10 protein-coding genes are annotated in these 14,163 nt (G+C 68.1%); 4 read left to right on the plus strand and 6 right to left on the minus strand.

The features are described from left to right. Positions 1-148: 148 nt before the first annotated feature. On the minus strand, positions 149-421 hold the full coding sequence (locus tag AC07OZ_RS14930; protein ID WP_495467876.1) for a hypothetical protein: 273 nt from the start codon (positions 419-421) through the stop codon (positions 149-151). A 187-nt stretch (positions 422-608) separates the two neighbouring features. Here AC07OZ_RS14930 and AC07OZ_RS14935 point away from each other — a divergent pair, with 187 nt between their 5' ends. The 3 genes from AC07OZ_RS14935 to AC07OZ_RS14945 all read left to right on the plus strand — a co-directional run bounded on the left by AC07OZ_RS14935 (position 609) and on the right by AC07OZ_RS14945 (position 4,614). Further along, positions 609-2,240: a gamma-glutamyltransferase family protein gene (locus tag AC07OZ_RS14935; protein ID WP_495467877.1), complete on the plus strand. Its 1,632-nt coding sequence runs from the start codon at positions 609-611 to the stop codon at positions 2,238-2,240. 347 nt (positions 2,241-2,587) lie between these two features. Beyond that, positions 2,588-3,982: an MFS transporter gene (locus AC07OZ_RS14940; RefSeq protein ID WP_495467878.1), complete on the plus strand. Its 1,395-nt coding sequence runs from the start codon at positions 2,588-2,590 to the stop codon at positions 3,980-3,982. Positions 3,983-3,999: 17 nt separating this feature from the next. Continuing rightward, positions 4,000-4,614, plus strand: coding sequence for a GNAT family N-acetyltransferase (locus tag AC07OZ_RS14945; RefSeq protein WP_495467879.1), 615 nt, complete (start codon positions 4,000-4,002; stop codon positions 4,612-4,614). A gap of 57 nt (positions 4,615-4,671) precedes the next feature. Here the strand turns inward: AC07OZ_RS14945 and ugpQ are convergent, their stop codons facing one another. The 5 genes from ugpQ to ugpB form a co-directional block, all read right to left on the minus strand. Next, on the minus strand, positions 4,672-5,451 hold the full coding sequence (gene ugpQ / locus AC07OZ_RS14950; protein ID WP_495467880.1) for a glycerophosphodiester phosphodiesterase: 780 nt from the start codon (positions 5,449-5,451) through the stop codon (positions 4,672-4,674). A 56-nt stretch (positions 5,452-5,507) separates the two neighbouring features. Then, positions 5,508-6,593 (minus strand): sn-glycerol-3-phosphate import ATP-binding protein UgpC, encoded by a 1,086-nt coding sequence (locus AC07OZ_RS14955; RefSeq protein ID WP_495467881.1) that lies wholly within the window; start codon positions 6,591-6,593, stop codon positions 5,508-5,510. A 45-nt stretch (positions 6,594-6,638) separates the two neighbouring features. Continuing rightward, positions 6,639-7,487, minus strand: coding sequence for a sn-glycerol-3-phosphate ABC transporter permease UgpE (gene ugpE / locus AC07OZ_RS14960; protein WP_495467882.1), 849 nt, complete (start codon positions 7,485-7,487; stop codon positions 6,639-6,641). After that, positions 7,487-8,374: a sn-glycerol-3-phosphate ABC transporter permease UgpA gene (gene ugpA / locus AC07OZ_RS14965; protein WP_495467883.1), complete on the minus strand. Its 888-nt coding sequence runs from the start codon at positions 8,372-8,374 to the stop codon at positions 7,487-7,489. The genes ugpE and ugpA overlap by 1 nt, the downstream gene beginning before the upstream one ends. Positions 8,375-8,460: 86 nt before the next feature. Continuing rightward, positions 8,461-9,786 carry a sn-glycerol-3-phosphate ABC transporter substrate-binding protein UgpB gene (ugpB, locus tag AC07OZ_RS14970; RefSeq protein ID WP_495467884.1) on the minus strand — a complete coding sequence of 442 codons (1,326 nt, stop codon included), beginning with the start codon at positions 9,784-9,786 and terminating at the stop codon, positions 8,461-8,463. A 420-nt stretch (positions 9,787-10,206) separates the two neighbouring features. Between ugpB and AC07OZ_RS14975 the strand changes: the two genes are divergently transcribed. Further along, entirely contained in the window at positions 10,207-14,109 is a 3,903-nt protein-coding gene (locus tag AC07OZ_RS14975; RefSeq protein WP_495467988.1) for a DUF3683 domain-containing protein, read from the plus strand. The last annotated feature ends 54 nt before the right edge of the window (positions 14,110-14,163 follow it).

Raw genomic sequence — 14,163 nt, forward strand, 5'->3', positions numbered from 1 at the left:
CTCAGCGGCTTCCAGACGAGCGCTGGACGAAGAAAAACCGCAGACCGGTCACCCGGTGCTGCGGTTTCTTTTTGGGCGCGAGGAAGCTGAGGAGAGGACGGGGGAGGACGCGATCGTCGCGTCCCCGGCCTCGCGTCCGGCCCGCCGATTACTTGGCGGCGGAGGCGCCTTCGGCCGGCTTCTCAGCCTTGTCGGCCTTCTTGTGGCCGGTCTTGTGCGCGGCGGCCTTGTCACCGGTGGCCTTGTGATGCTTCGCACCCTTGTGCTCGGCCTTGGCGTCGGACGCGGGGGCGGCCATCGCTGCCGGAGCGGCTTGCGTCGCGGGCGCCGCCGGGGTGGCGGTGCCTTGGGCCATCGCGGCGCCGGCAATCAGCAGGGCGGGGATCAGGGCCAGGGTCTTGATGGTCTTGAAGGCTTGCATCTGGTTTCTCCAGCGGGTTGAACAAGGTGAGCAGACAACGACGCCGCGACACCTTGTGTTGACAGCCAAGCGCAGCTTTGCAATGGGTTACGCAATCCGCACGGGTCCTTCACGGGTCAGGTATTGCGCGCTGTCGGACACGGGAGCCATCGGGCAAGATGCCGCGCACGCATTCAGGAGACGCCCGATGACCGCCCCTCACCACGCCTTCGACTGGACTCGCGGCTACGCGAGCCAACGCAGCCCGGTCTTCGCGCGCAATGTCGTGTCGACCTCGCATCCGCAGGCCGCGCAGGCGGGACTGCGCATCCTGGGGCAGGGCGGCAATGCCGTGGACGCCGCGATCGCGACCGCGGCCTGCATGACGCTCCTCGAGCCTTGCAGCAACGGCCTGGGCTCGGACGCCTTCGCGATCGTGTGGGACGGCAAGACCCTGCAGGGATTGAACGCCTCCGGCAGCGCGCCGCAGGCGTGGACGCCCGACTACTTCGATCGCAAGCACGGCGTCGGCGCTTCGTTGCCCCTGCGCGGCTGGGACGCGGTGACGGTCCCCGGCGCGGTGGGCGGCTGGGCCGCGCTCAGCGAGCGCTACGGCAAGCTGCCCTTCGCCGACCTGATGGCCCCGGCGATCGAGATCGCCGAGCGCGGCTACGCCGTGCCGGTGATCGTGCAGGGCAAGTGGCGCCTGGCCTCGAAGGTCGCGGACCTGGTGTCGCAACCGGGCTTCGCCGAGGCCTTCCTGCCGAAGGGGCGCGCGCCGGAGGTGGGCGAGGTGTTCCGGTTCGAGGCGGCCGCGCGCACGCTGCGACTGATCGCGCAGACGAAGGGCGAGGCCTTCTACCGCGGCGAGATCGCCGAAGCCACCGCCGCCTTCGCGCGCGAGACCGGCGGCGCGATCACCGCCGCCGACTTCGCCGCGTATGCGCCGGAGTGGGTCGACACGATCTCGATGGACTACGCCGGCCACACGCTGCACGAGATCCCGCCGAACGGTCAGGGCATCGCGGCGTTGATCGCGCTGGGCATCCTCAAGCAGTTCGACATCGCGTCGCTGCCGGTGGACAGCGCGGCCTCCCATCACCTGCAGATCGAGGCGATGAAGCTGGCCTTCGCCGACACCTACCGCTACGTCAGCGACGCTCGGACGATGGAGGTCCAGGTGGCGGAACTGCTGGACCCGGCCTACCTCGCCGAGCGCGCGAAGCTCATCGACCGGAACCGGGCCCAGGACTTCCAGGCCGGCAATCCGGTCAAGGGCGGCACCATCTACCTGACCGCCGCCGACGAGAGCGGCATGATGGTCAGCTTCATCCAGAGCAACTATCACGGCTTCGGTTCGGGCGTCGTGGTGCCGGGCTACGGTCTGTCGTTGCAGAACCGCGGTCACGGCTTCACGCGCGAGGCGGGCCACGCCAACGTCGTCGCGCCGGGCAAGCGGCCGTTCCACACCATCATCCCGGCCTTCCTGATGAAGGACGGTCAGCCGCAGATGAGCTACGGCGTGATGGGCGCCAACATGCAGCCGCAGGGCCACCTGCAGACGCTGGTCCGGATGGTCGATCACCGGCAGCATCCGCAGGCCGCCTGCGACGCGCCGCGCTGGCGCTACAACGCGGGGCTGTCGATCAACGTCGAGTCGACGATGGATCCCGGGGCCGTCGCCGGACTGCGCGCGCTCGGCCACCAGATCGCCGAGATCAGCGACAGCTACCAGGACTTCGGCGCGGGCCAGTTCATCTGGCGCCTCGGCGATCCGGCGGTGGAGGGCTATGTCGCGGCGAGCGATCCGCGGCGCGATGGCGCGGCCGCCGGCTGGTGAGGCCCCTGCCTTTCCTCACTTGTCGATGACACAGGGGCGCTGATAGCATCGACGCCTTCTTCCTCCCCGGAAGCTCTCACGCCACGATCCACGATCGGAGCCGATCCATGACCAAGCTGCTCGACCGCACCAAAGACGACGCCCTGGCGTCGGTGCGCGCGCTTGGCCAGGCCGGCTGGGCGCGACGACCGTAGGCGTCTTCACGACGCCCGCCGGCCCCGAATCCCCGAAGTCGGCCGGCCATCCAGGTCCTTGGCTTTCCGCGACCGCGACGCTGACGGCGTCCCGCTCGCCCGGTCCGTACCCGGCGCACGACGCCCCGCGCGGACCGCATCCGGAGTTTCATCATGTTGCCCAAGAGGACAACCACGTGGGTCGACCGTCTGCTCGACCGCCTGCTGGATCTCATCCAGCTCCCCGCCGGCGATTTGCTGCGCAACCTCGTCTACCGGCGCCTCTGGACGTCGATCCTGATCAGCTCGCTCGGCGGGCAGATCACGCTGCTGGCGCTGCCGCTGACCGCGGCCGTGCTGCTGCATGCGTCGCCGACGCAGATGGGCGTGCTGACGGCGATGGAACTCGCGCCATTCGTGCTGTTCTCGTTGCCCGCCGGCGTCTGGCTGGACCGCGTGCGCAAGCTGCCGGTCTACATCGTCGGCGAGCTCACGCTGGCCGTGGCCGTGGCCAGCGTGCCGATCGCCCACTGGATGGGCTGGCTGGGCATGCCCTGGCTGTACTTCGTCGGTTTCCTGCTCGGCACCGTGTACACCATCGCCGGCAGCGCCTCCCAGATCGTGCTGACGCAGGTGGTGAGCCGCGACCGGCTGGTCGAGGCGCATGCGAAGAATGCGCTGGCCTCCTCGGGCGCTGAAGTCGCCGGCCCCGGCGTGGCGGGCGCGCTGATCAAGCTGGTCGGCGCGCCGCTGGCGCTGGCGGTCGACGCGTTGCTGCTGGTCGCCTCCGCGGCGATCCTGCGCGGCGTCAAGGTCAACGAGACCCTGCATCGCCTCGAGGACGCGCATTTCTGGCGCGACCTGAAGGCCGGCGTCGCCTTCGTGCGCGGCAAGCCGATGCTGGTCGCGCTGGCCTGCGCGGTCGGCGGCTGGCAGATGTTCAACCAGGCGGCGCAGGTGGTGCAGATCCTCTTCGCGACGCGCGTGCTCGGGCTGTCGGCGCAGAGCGTCGGCCTGTCCTACATCGCGCTGGGCGCCGGCACGGTGCTGGCGAGCGCCATCGGCCACCGCGTCAGCGCGCGCCTCGGACCCGGCCCCTGCCTGGTCAGCGGCTTCGCGCTGTGCGGCATCGGCTGGGCGGCGCTGTGCGTCGCGCCGGCCAACGCATGGGGCGTGGCGGCCTTTGCCTTCACGCTGTTCATGTTCGGCATCGGCGCGGTGTTCATCTTCATCAACTTCCTGTCGCTGCGGCAAGCGGTGACGCCCGGGCCGCTGCTGGGCCGCATGACCAGCACGATGCGCTGGTTGATCCTGATCCCCGCCGGTCCTGGCGCGCTGATCGGCGGCTGGCTCGGCGAACACGTCAGCCTGCGCGCCGCGCTGGCCTTCGCCGGTGTGGGCGCCTTGCTGCTGTCGGCGCTGGCCTGGCAGGTGCAGGCCATCCGCTCGGTGAAGGTGCTGCCCAAGGTCGAGGACGAGGAGCCTCCGCTGGGCGCCGAAGCGATGCCCGGCATCCCTCCCGCGAGTCAGGCCAGCGGCACGAACCTGCAGCCGGCCAGCGGCAACTGATGGAGCCGCTCTCCACCATGCGAGTCATGCCTGCCGACGATCCCATCCTCATCGACGTCCCCGAGCGCCTGGAGACCTCGCGTCTCCTGCTCCTCTCGCCGCGCGCGGGCCTCGGGCCCGTGCTGAACCGGGCCGTCCTCGACGCCCAGGAGCATCTCAAGCCCTGGATGCCCTGGGCGCACGAGACGCCCAGCGTCGAGCAGTCGGAGGCGATCGCGCGGCGCATGCAGTCGCAGTTCCTGCAACGGCAGCACCTGGCGTACTACCTCCACGAACGCGAGGCGGACGGCAGTCCGGGTCGACTGATCGGCGGCGCGGGCTTGCACACGCTGGAATGGAAGGTGCGCCGCTACGAGATCGGCTACTGGATCGGCCCGGCGCACACGGGGCGCGGATTGGCGTCGGAGGCCGTGATCGCCCTGGCGAGACTGGCCTTCGGCCCCTTGCGCGCCCGGCGACTGGAGATCCGTACCGATTCGCGCAACACGGCCAGCCGCGCGGTCGCCGAACGCTGCGGTTTCTCGCTGGAAGGGCTGTTGCGCGATGACGCGATCAACGTCACCGGCCAGCTCAGCGACACCTACATCTACGGGATGATCTCGATCAACGAATTGATCGATCCCGCGCGCTGAACGGTGACCCCGACGACCGACGACCGTCGGCTCCGACCGTCGGCTCTGAAAGCCGGCTCAGGCCGTCGGGCTGAAGCGGTCGACGGCGTCGGTGATGATCCCGTCCACGCCGTTGGCGATCAGCCATTGCGCGGCGGCGGCGTCGTTCACCGTGTAGACCAGGGCCTTCATCTCGGCCTCGTGCAGGCGCGACACCAGGGCCTGATCCATCAGCGCGTAATGCGTGATGACGGCGCGGCAGCCCAGCGATTGCGCCAGCTGCAGCCAGCCGTCGCCCTCGAGCTTGTCGAGCAGCAGCCCGCGTGGCACCTGCGGCGAGGATTCGCGCGCGCCGCGCAGCGCCTCCGGATGGAAACTGCTGAACAGCACCGTGTCCGGCGCCGAGCCTTCCCACAGGCGCAGCACTTCGCCGCCGACGACCTCGCCGGTGCGGAACTCGTCGCCCGGCGTGGGCTTGATCTCGATGTTCAGCGCATGCTGGTTGCGGCGCACGAAGGCGGCGATGGCTTCGAGGCTGGGCGGCGGTTCACCCGCGAAGGCCCGGCTGTGCCAGCGGCCCGCGTCCAGCCTCGACAGTTCGCTCCAGGTGCGGTCCGCAGCGCGGCCCCGCGCATTCGTCGTGCGGTCCAGCGTCGCGTCATGAAGCAGGAAGGGAACGCCGTCGGCGCTCAGCTTCACATCGCATTCGAAGGCGCGGTAGCCGTGGCGCGCGCCTTCCCGGAACGCCGCCAGCGTGTTCTCCGGCGCCAGCTTGCCGGCGCCGCGATGCGCGACCCAGAAAGGCAGCGACCAGGGCCAGTTGCTCTCGTCGTCGAGGGTGGGTGTCCGGATCGTCATGTCGTTCTCCCTGGTCGTGGATCCTCGGAGCGAAGCAAGGCGAGGCGGCGTCGCGCTCAGTCGACGCGCTGTCCGGTCGCCGGATCGAACCAATGCAGGCGCTCGGCGGGCGCCTTCAACAGCACGTCGTCGCCGGGCTGCGGGGGCGTGTCGGTGCCGTCGATGCGCAGCGTGAAGGCGGCGTCGCCGAGGCGGCCGTAGACCAGCCGCTCCGCGCCCAGCATCTCGACCATCTCCACTTTCAGCGGCCAAGCGGTCGTTTCGCCAGAAACGATCTGGCCGTCATGCGGCAGCGCATGCTCGGGGCGCAGTCCGAGGATCAATTCCCCCTCGCGCGGCGCGGGCTGCGGCAGCGGCAGGGCGCTGCTGCCGATGATGAAGCGACGGCCCTCCACGCGGCCCTTGAGCAGATTCATCGCCGGCGAGCCGATGAAGCTCGCGACGAAGGTGGTCGCCGGGCGGCCGTAGACCTCGTCGGGCGTGCCGAACTGTTCCATGCGTCCGCCGTTCATGACGACGATGCGCTGGGCCAGCGTCATCGCCTCGACTTGGTCGTGCGTGACGAACAGCGAGGTCACGCCCAGCTCGCGGTGCAGCTTCTGGATCTCCAGCCGGGTCTGCACGCGCAGCTTGGCGTCGAGGTTGGACAGCGGTTCGTCGAACAGGAAGACCTGCGGGTCGCGCACGATCGCGCGGCCCATCGCGACGCGCTGGCGCTGGCCGCCGGAAAGCTCGCGCGGCTTGCGCTGCAGCAGGTGGCCGAGCTCCAGGATGCCCGCGGCCTTGTCGACGCGCTCGCGGATCTGGGCCTCGGACAGCTTGCGGATCTTCAGGCCGTAGGCCATGTTCTCGAACACGCTCATGTGCGGGTAGAGCGCGTAGTTCTGGAACACCATCGCGATGTCGCGGTCCGCGGGCTCGATCTCGTTGACGACGCGCTCGCCGATGGCGATCTCGCCGCCGCTGATCTCCTCCAGGCCGGCGACCATGCGCAGCAGCGTGGACTTGCCGCAGCCGGACGGGCCGACGATGACGACGAACTCGCCGTCGCGGATCTCGGCGTCGACGCCGTGGATCACCGGGTTGGCCTTGGCGCCGGTGCCGTACTGCTTGACGACGTTGCGCAGGGAAATGCTTGCCATCGGAGTGTTCTCTCGTTCTGCTTGTGGGCGCCTACCTGTCGGCGCTCATTTCTCGGCGTCCACCAGACCCTTGACGAACCAGCGCTGCATCAGCACGACGACCAGCGCCGGCGGGATCATGGCCAGCATCGCCGTGGCCATGATGATGTTCCAGTCGTTGGCCGCGTCGCCGCCGCTGATCATGCGCTTGATGCCGATGACGACGGGGTACATGCTCTCGTCGGTCGTGACCAGCAGCGGCCAGAGGTACTGGTTCCAGCCGTAGATGAACTGGATGACGAAGAGCGCGGCGATGCTGGTCTTCGACAAGGGCAGCAGCACGTCGCGGAAGAAGCGCAGCGGCCCGGCGCCGTCGATGCGCGAGGCTTCGACGAGCTCGTCGGGAATCGTCAGGAAGAACTGCCGGAACAGGAAGGTCGCGGTCGCCGAGGCGATCAGCGGCACCGTCAGGCCGGCGTAGCTGTTGAGCATCTTCAGGTCGGAGACGACCTGGTAGGTCGGCCCGATGCGCACCTCCACCGGCAGCATCAGCGTGACGAAGATGGCCCAGAAGAAGAAGTTGCGCGCCGGGAAGCGGAAGTAGACGATCGCGAAGGCCGACAGGAGCGAGATCGCGATCTTGCCCACCGCGATGACCATCGCGGAGACGAAGCTGACCCACATCATCTGGCCCACCGGGGCCTTGGAGCCGCCGCCGCTGTTGCCGAACAGCGCGGCGGCGTAGTTGTCCAGGAAATGCGAGCCCGGGAGCATCGGCATCGGGGCCTGGACGATCTCGGTCGCGGTGTGCGTCGAGGCGACGAACGCGATGTACAGCGGGAAGGCGACGATCAGCACGCCGAGCACCAGGATCAGGTGCGACAGCATCGTCAGGGCGGGGCGGCGCTCGACCATCAGTACTGCACCTTTTTCTCGACGAAACGGAATTGAAGGACGGTCAGCGTGACCACGATCACCATCAGCACGACGCTCTGCGCGGCCGAGCCGCCGAGGTCCAGCGCCTTGAAGCCGTCGTAGTAGACCTTGTAGACCAGGATGGCCGTGTCCTTGCCGGGGCCGCCGTGGGTGGCCGCGTCGATGATCCCGAAGGTGTCGAAGAATGCGTAGACGACGTTGATCACCAGCAGGAAGAACGAGGTCGGCGACAGCAGCGGGAAGGTGATCGTCCAGAACCGGCGCCACGGGCCGGCGCCGTCGATGGCGGCGGCTTCGAGCAGCGACTTGGGGATGGACTGCAGCCCGGCCAGGAAGAACAGGAAGTTGTAGGAAACCTGCTTCCAGACGGCCGCCATGACGACCAGCGTCATCGCATGGTCGGCGTTGAGCAGGTGGTTCCAGTCGATGCCCAGGCGCTGGAGGCCGTAGGAGACGACGCCGATGGACGGCGCGAACATGAACAGCCACAGCACGCCCGCGATCGCCGGGGCGACGGCGTAGGGCCAGATCAGCAGCGTCTTGTAGACCGGGCCGCCGCGCACGACGCGGTTGGCCATCGTGGCCAGCAGCAGCGAGACCGCCAGCCCCAGAACGGCCACCAGCAGCGAAAACACCGCCGTCGTCTTGAAGGAGGCGAGGTAGCTGTCGTCGTTGAACAGGGTCTGGAAGTTGGCCAGGCCGACCCACTCGGTCGACAGGCCGAAGGCGTCCTGCTGCTGCAGGCTCTGGAGCAGCGCCTGCGCCGCCGGCCAGAAGAAGAACACGCCGATCACCAGCGCCTGCGGCGCCAGCAGCAGCCAGGGCAGCCAGCGCGATCGGAATACCACGCGTTTCTGTTGGGACATCCAGGGTTGGCGCCGAAGGAGGAAATGGAGAGGAGGGGCGCGTTGAGCCCGGAGCGGCACGGCCGCTCCGGGACGTCAACCGGGGGTCAGGACTTGTTGGCCTTCTGGAAGCGTTCCAGCAGCTCGTTGCCGCGCTTGACCGCGGCGTCCAGGCCTTCCTTGGGCTGCTTCTTGCCGGCCCAGACCTGTTCCAGTTCCTCGTCGATGACGGTGCGGATCTGCGCGAAGTTGCCCAGGCGCACGCCGCGCGACTTGTCCGTCGTCTTGCGGATCATCTGCTGCACGGCGACGTCGGTGCCGGGGTTCTGCTTGTAGAAGCCGCTCTTCTCGGTCAGCTCGTACGCCGCCTTGGTCACCGGCAGGTAGCCGGTGCGCTTGTGGCTCTCGGACGCGACCTGGGCCTGCGCCAGGTACTGGAAGAACGCGGCCACGCCCTTGTACTCCGCGGGCTTCTTGCCCGACATCACCCACAGGCTGGCGCCGCCGATGACGGTGTTCTGCGGCGCCCCGGGCACGTCCGGGTAGTAGGGCAGCGTCGAGATGCCGAAGTTGAACTTGGCGCTCTTCTTGACGTTGGCGTAGAGACCGGAGGAGCCGGTCATCATGGCGCACTCGCCGGAGAAGTAGCTCGAGTCGGCGCTGTTGCCGCGGCCCTTGTAGACGAACAGGCCCTGCTTGGCCATGTTGGCCAGGTTCTCGATGTGGCGCACGTGCAGCGGCGTGTTGAACGCCAGGCGCGTGTCGAGGCCGCCGAAGCCGTTGTTCTTCGTCGCGTACTCGACGTTGTGCCAGGCGGAGAAGCTCTCCAGCTGCGTCCAGCTGACCCAGCTCGTGGTGAACGGGCACTTGGAGCCGGAGGCCTTCAGCTTCGCCGCGGCGGCGACGACTTCCGGCCAGGAGGTGGGCGGCTTCTCGGGATCCAGGCCGGCGGCCTTGAACGCGTCCTTGTTGTAGTGGAAGACGGTGGTCGAGCTGTTGAACGGGAAGCTCAGCATCTGGCCGTTCGGCGCGGTGTAGTAGCCGGCGACGGCGGGCACGTAGGCAGCGTTGTCGAACTTGGCGCCGGCCTGCTGCATCACCTGGCCCACCGGCACGATCGCGCCCTTGCTGGCCATCATGGTGGCGGTGCCGACCTCGAAGACCTGCAGGATGTGCGGCGCGTTGCCGGCGCGGAAGGCGGCGATGGCGCCGGCCATGGACTCGTCGTAGCTGCCCTTGTAGGTCGGGACGATCTTGTAGTCCTTCTGGCTGGCGTTGAAGTCCTTGGCCAGGTCGTTGACCCAGTCGCCGAGGGCGCCGCCCATCGAGTGCCACCATTGGATCTCGGTCTGCGCCGACGCGGCGGCGGGAGCGATCAGCGCGGCGAGCGCGACGGCCGATGTGGCCAGCAGGGAAGTCGGGAGGTGCTTCATGGGTCTCCGATGCTCGGGGAGGGTGGTTCTGCGGTTCGCGACGGACGTCGTCGGGTGGACGGTCCGCCGAGGGCCGGCGAGCTTATCGATCGATTGTGACACTGGCGAACCGTTCGCCGGGAGGTGGGCGGGGGTGCATCCCTAGAGTCCCTCGCCGGGGATTGCCCTCTGGCGCTGGGTTAGGATTCCGACCATTGCCCAGACCGGGCCGGCCGCTGATCGCGGCCATTCGCGAACGCCTCTTCCACGTCCGTGTCCAGCGGGCGCGGGGACCACAAGTCCCAGGGCGCTGTCCGGTCTCGGCCACAGCTCTCTCCGCTTGTCTTTCCAGCCTGGCATCGGTGTCCGCCCCCTGGACGCCGGCCTGCCGCAACCCCGGTGCGCGAGCACCTGGCCGCCATGAATGCACCGCATCTGCTGATGCCCGCCGACCCCGCGATGGCCGGCGACCTGAACCAGCCGCACGCGCCCGCCGCCCGGCTGCGCGAGATTCCGTACAACTACACGTCCTTCTCCGATCGCGAAATCGTCCTTCGCCTGCTCGGCGCCCGCGCGTGGGAGTTGCTGGACCAGTTGCGCACCGAGCGCCAGACCGGCCGATCCGCGCGCATGCTGTACGAGGTGCTTGGCGATATCTGGGTGGTGCAGCGCAACCCGTACCTGCAGGATGACCTGCTGGACAACCCCAAGCGCCGTGAGGCGTTGATCGGCGCGTTGCGCCATCGTCTGGGCGAAGTGCAGCGCCGCCGGCATCCGGAAGACGACGCCAAGCGCGACGCCTGGGTCGGTGAACTGCTGACCGCGGCCGAGGCGGCGGTGGGCGCGTTCTCCCACCAGTTCGAGCAGGTGGCCGAACTGCGCAAGCGCGCGGTCAAGGTCTTCGCGAAGATCACCGCCAAGGACAACGTCAAGTTCGACGGCCTGTCGCGCGTCTCGCACGTGACCGACGCGACCGACTGGCGCGTCGAGTACCCCTTCGTCGTGCTGACGCCCGACACCGAGGCCGAGATGGCCGCGCTGGTGGCCGGCTGTTTCGAACTGGGTCTGACGGTGATCCCGCGCGGCGGCGGCACCGGCTACACCGGCGGCGCGGTGCCGCTGGTGTGGAACAGCGCGGTGATCAACACCGAGAAGCTCGAGGCCATGCGCGGCGTCGAGATGCAGCGCCTGCCGGGCCTGGACCGTGAGGTCCCGACCATCTGGACCGAAGCCGGGGTCGTGACGCAGCGCGTGTCGGACCTGGCGGAGCTGCACGGCTTCGTGTTCGCGGTCGATCCGACCTCGGCCGAAGCCTCGTGCGTCGGCGGCAACGTTGCGATGAATGCCGGCGGCAAGAAGGCGGTGCTGTGGGGCACGGCGCTGGACAACCTGGCCTCGTGGCGCATGGTGACGCCGGACGCGAAGTGGCTCGAAGTCGTCCGCGTCAATCACAACCTCGGCAAGATCCACGACGTCGAGGTCGCCAGCTTCGACCTGCACTACTACGACGCGACCGGCAGGACGCTGGAACGCACCGAACGCCTGGACATCCCCGGCCGCACCTTCCGCAAGGAAGGCCTGGGCAAGGACGTCACCGACAAGTTCCTCGCGGGCCTGCCGGGCATCCAGAAGGAAGGCTGCGACGGCCTGATCACCAGCGCGCGCTGGATCGTGCACCGCATGCCGGCGCACGTGCGTACGGTCTGCCTCGAGTTCTTCGGCAATCCGAAGGAGTGCGTGCCCTCGATCGTCGACATCAAGGACTTCATGTTCGGGGAGATGAAGAAGCCGAACGGGGCCATCCTCGCCGGCCTCGAACATCTGGACGACCGCTATCTGAAGGCCGTCGGCTACGCGACCAAGAGCAAGCGCGGCGGTCTGCCGAAGATGGTGCTGATCGGCGACATCGTCGGCGACGATGCCGATGAAGTCGCGCGCGCCACCAGCGAGGTCGTGCGCCTGGCCAACGGCCGATCGGGCGAAGGTTTCGTCGCGGTCAGCGCCGACGCGCGCAAGAAGTTCTGGCTGGACCGCAAGCGCACGGCGGCGATCTCCAAGCACACGAACGCGTTCAAGGTGAACGAGGACGTCGTGATCCCGCTGCCCCGCATGGGCGAGTACACGCTGGGCATCGAGCGCATCAACATCGAGCTGTCGCTGCGCAACAAGCTGGCGCTGGTCGACGCGCTGCGCACCTTTTTCGCCAACGGCAACCTGCCCCTGGGCAAGGGCGACGACGCCGGCGAGATCCCGAGCGCCGAGCTGCTCGAGGACCGCGTCGCTCAGGCGCTGGCGCTGCTGGACGAGGTCGGCCTGCAATGGCGCACGTGGATGCAGGAGCTGGACCTCCCCCGTGACGGCGAGCGACCCTACTTCGAGCAGCTGCAGGACTACACGCTCCGCGCGAGCTGGAAGCGCCAGATCCTGAAGCCGTTGCAGGACGTCTTCGCGGGCGGCGCCTTCGCGCCGATCGTGGCGGAGTGCAAGCGTATCCACAAGGAGGTGCTGCGCGGCCGCGTCTGGGTGGCGCTGCACATGCACGCCGGCGACGGCAACGTGCACACCAACATCCCGGTGAACTCGGACAACTACGAGATGCTGCAGACCGCGCACGAGGCGGTCGCGCGCATCATGACGCTGGCGCGCTCGCTGGACGGCGTGATCTCCGGCGAGCACGGCATCGGCATCACCAAGCTCGAGTTCCTGACCGACGACGAGCTGGCGGGTTTCGCCGGCTACAAGGCCCGCGTCGACCCGGAAGGCCGCTTCAACAAGGGCAAGCTGCTGCGCCCGGGGACCGGCGGCCAGGGCGGCCAGACCACCTTCGCCGACCTCACCAATGCCTACACACCCAGCTTCGGGCTGATGGGGCACGAGTCGCTGATCATGCAGCAGAGCGACATCGGCGCGATCAGCGAGTCCATCAAGGACTGCCTGCGCTGCGGCAAGTGCAAGCCGGTCTGCGCGACGCATGTGCCGCGCGCCAACCTGCTCTACAGTCCCCGCAACAAGATCCTCGCGACCTCGCTGCTGGTCGAGGCCTTCCTGTATGAAGAGCAGACGCGCCGCGGCGTGTCGATCAAGCACTGGGAAGAATTCGAGGACGTCGCCGATCACTGCACGGTGTGCCACAAGTGCCTGAACCCGTGCCCGGTGAAGATCGACTTCGGCGACGTCACGATGAACATGCGCAACCTGTTGCGCAAGATGGGCAAGAAGAGTTTCCGTCCCGGCAACGCGGCGGCGATGCTGATGCTCAACGCGACCAACCCGGAGACGATCAAGATCGCGCGGGCGGCGATGGTCGGCGTCGGCTTCAAGGCGCAGCGCATCGCCAACAGCCTGCTCAAGCGCGTCGCGCGCAAGCAGACCGCGGCGCCGCGGGCGACGGTGGGGACCGCGCCGATCAAGGAACAGGTCATCCACTTCATCAACAAGAAGCTGCCAGGTGGATTGCCGAAGAAGACGGCGCGCGCGCTGCTCGACATCGAGGACAAGGACTACGTCCCCATCATCCGCAATCCGCAGAAGACCTCGTCGGAAGCGGAGGCGGTCTTCTACTTCCCGGGCTGCGGCTCGGAGCGGCTGTTCAGCCAGGTCGGCCTGGCGACGCAGGCCATGCTCTGGCACGCCGGCGTGCAGACCGTGCTGCCGCCGGGCTACCTCTGCTGCGGTTATCCGCAGCGCGGGTCGGGCCAGTTCGACAAGGCCGAGAAGATCATCACCGACAACCGGGTGCTGTTCCATCGCGTGGCCAACACGCTGAACTACCTCGACATCAAGACGGTGGTGGTCAGCTGCGGCACCTGCTATGACCAGCTGCAGGGCTACAAGTTCGAGGACATCTTCCCCGGCTGCCGCATCATCGACATCCACGAGTACCTGCTCGAGAAGGGGATCAAGCTCGACACCAAGCAGGCCTACCTCTATCACGATCCCTGCCACTCGCCGATGAAGCTGCAGGAACCGATGAAGACGGTGAAGGCGCTGGTCGGGCCCGAGGTCATGAAGAGCGAACGCTGCTGCGGCGAGAGCGGCACGCTGGGCGTGACGCGGCCGGATGTGTCGACGCAGGTCCGCTTCCGCAAGGAAGAGGAACTGCGCAAGGCGGAAACGCAACTGCGCGACACCGGCAAGGTCGGCGCCGACGAGAACCTCAAGATCCTCACCAGTTGCCCGTCCTGCCTGCAAGGCCTCAGCCGCTACGGCGACGACATGCAGAACGGTCTGCTGGAGGCGGACTACATCGTCGTCGAGATGGCCCGCAAGATCCTCGGGGAGAACTGGATGCCCGAGTACGTGGCCAAGGCCAACAACGGCGGCATCGAGCGCGTGCTGGTCTGACGATCCGGCTCATCCGAAGCGCCAACGAAAAAGCCCGCCTTCCGGCGGGCTTTG

This window comes from Roseateles sp. GW821-FHT09G03 (genome assembly GCF_059416045.1).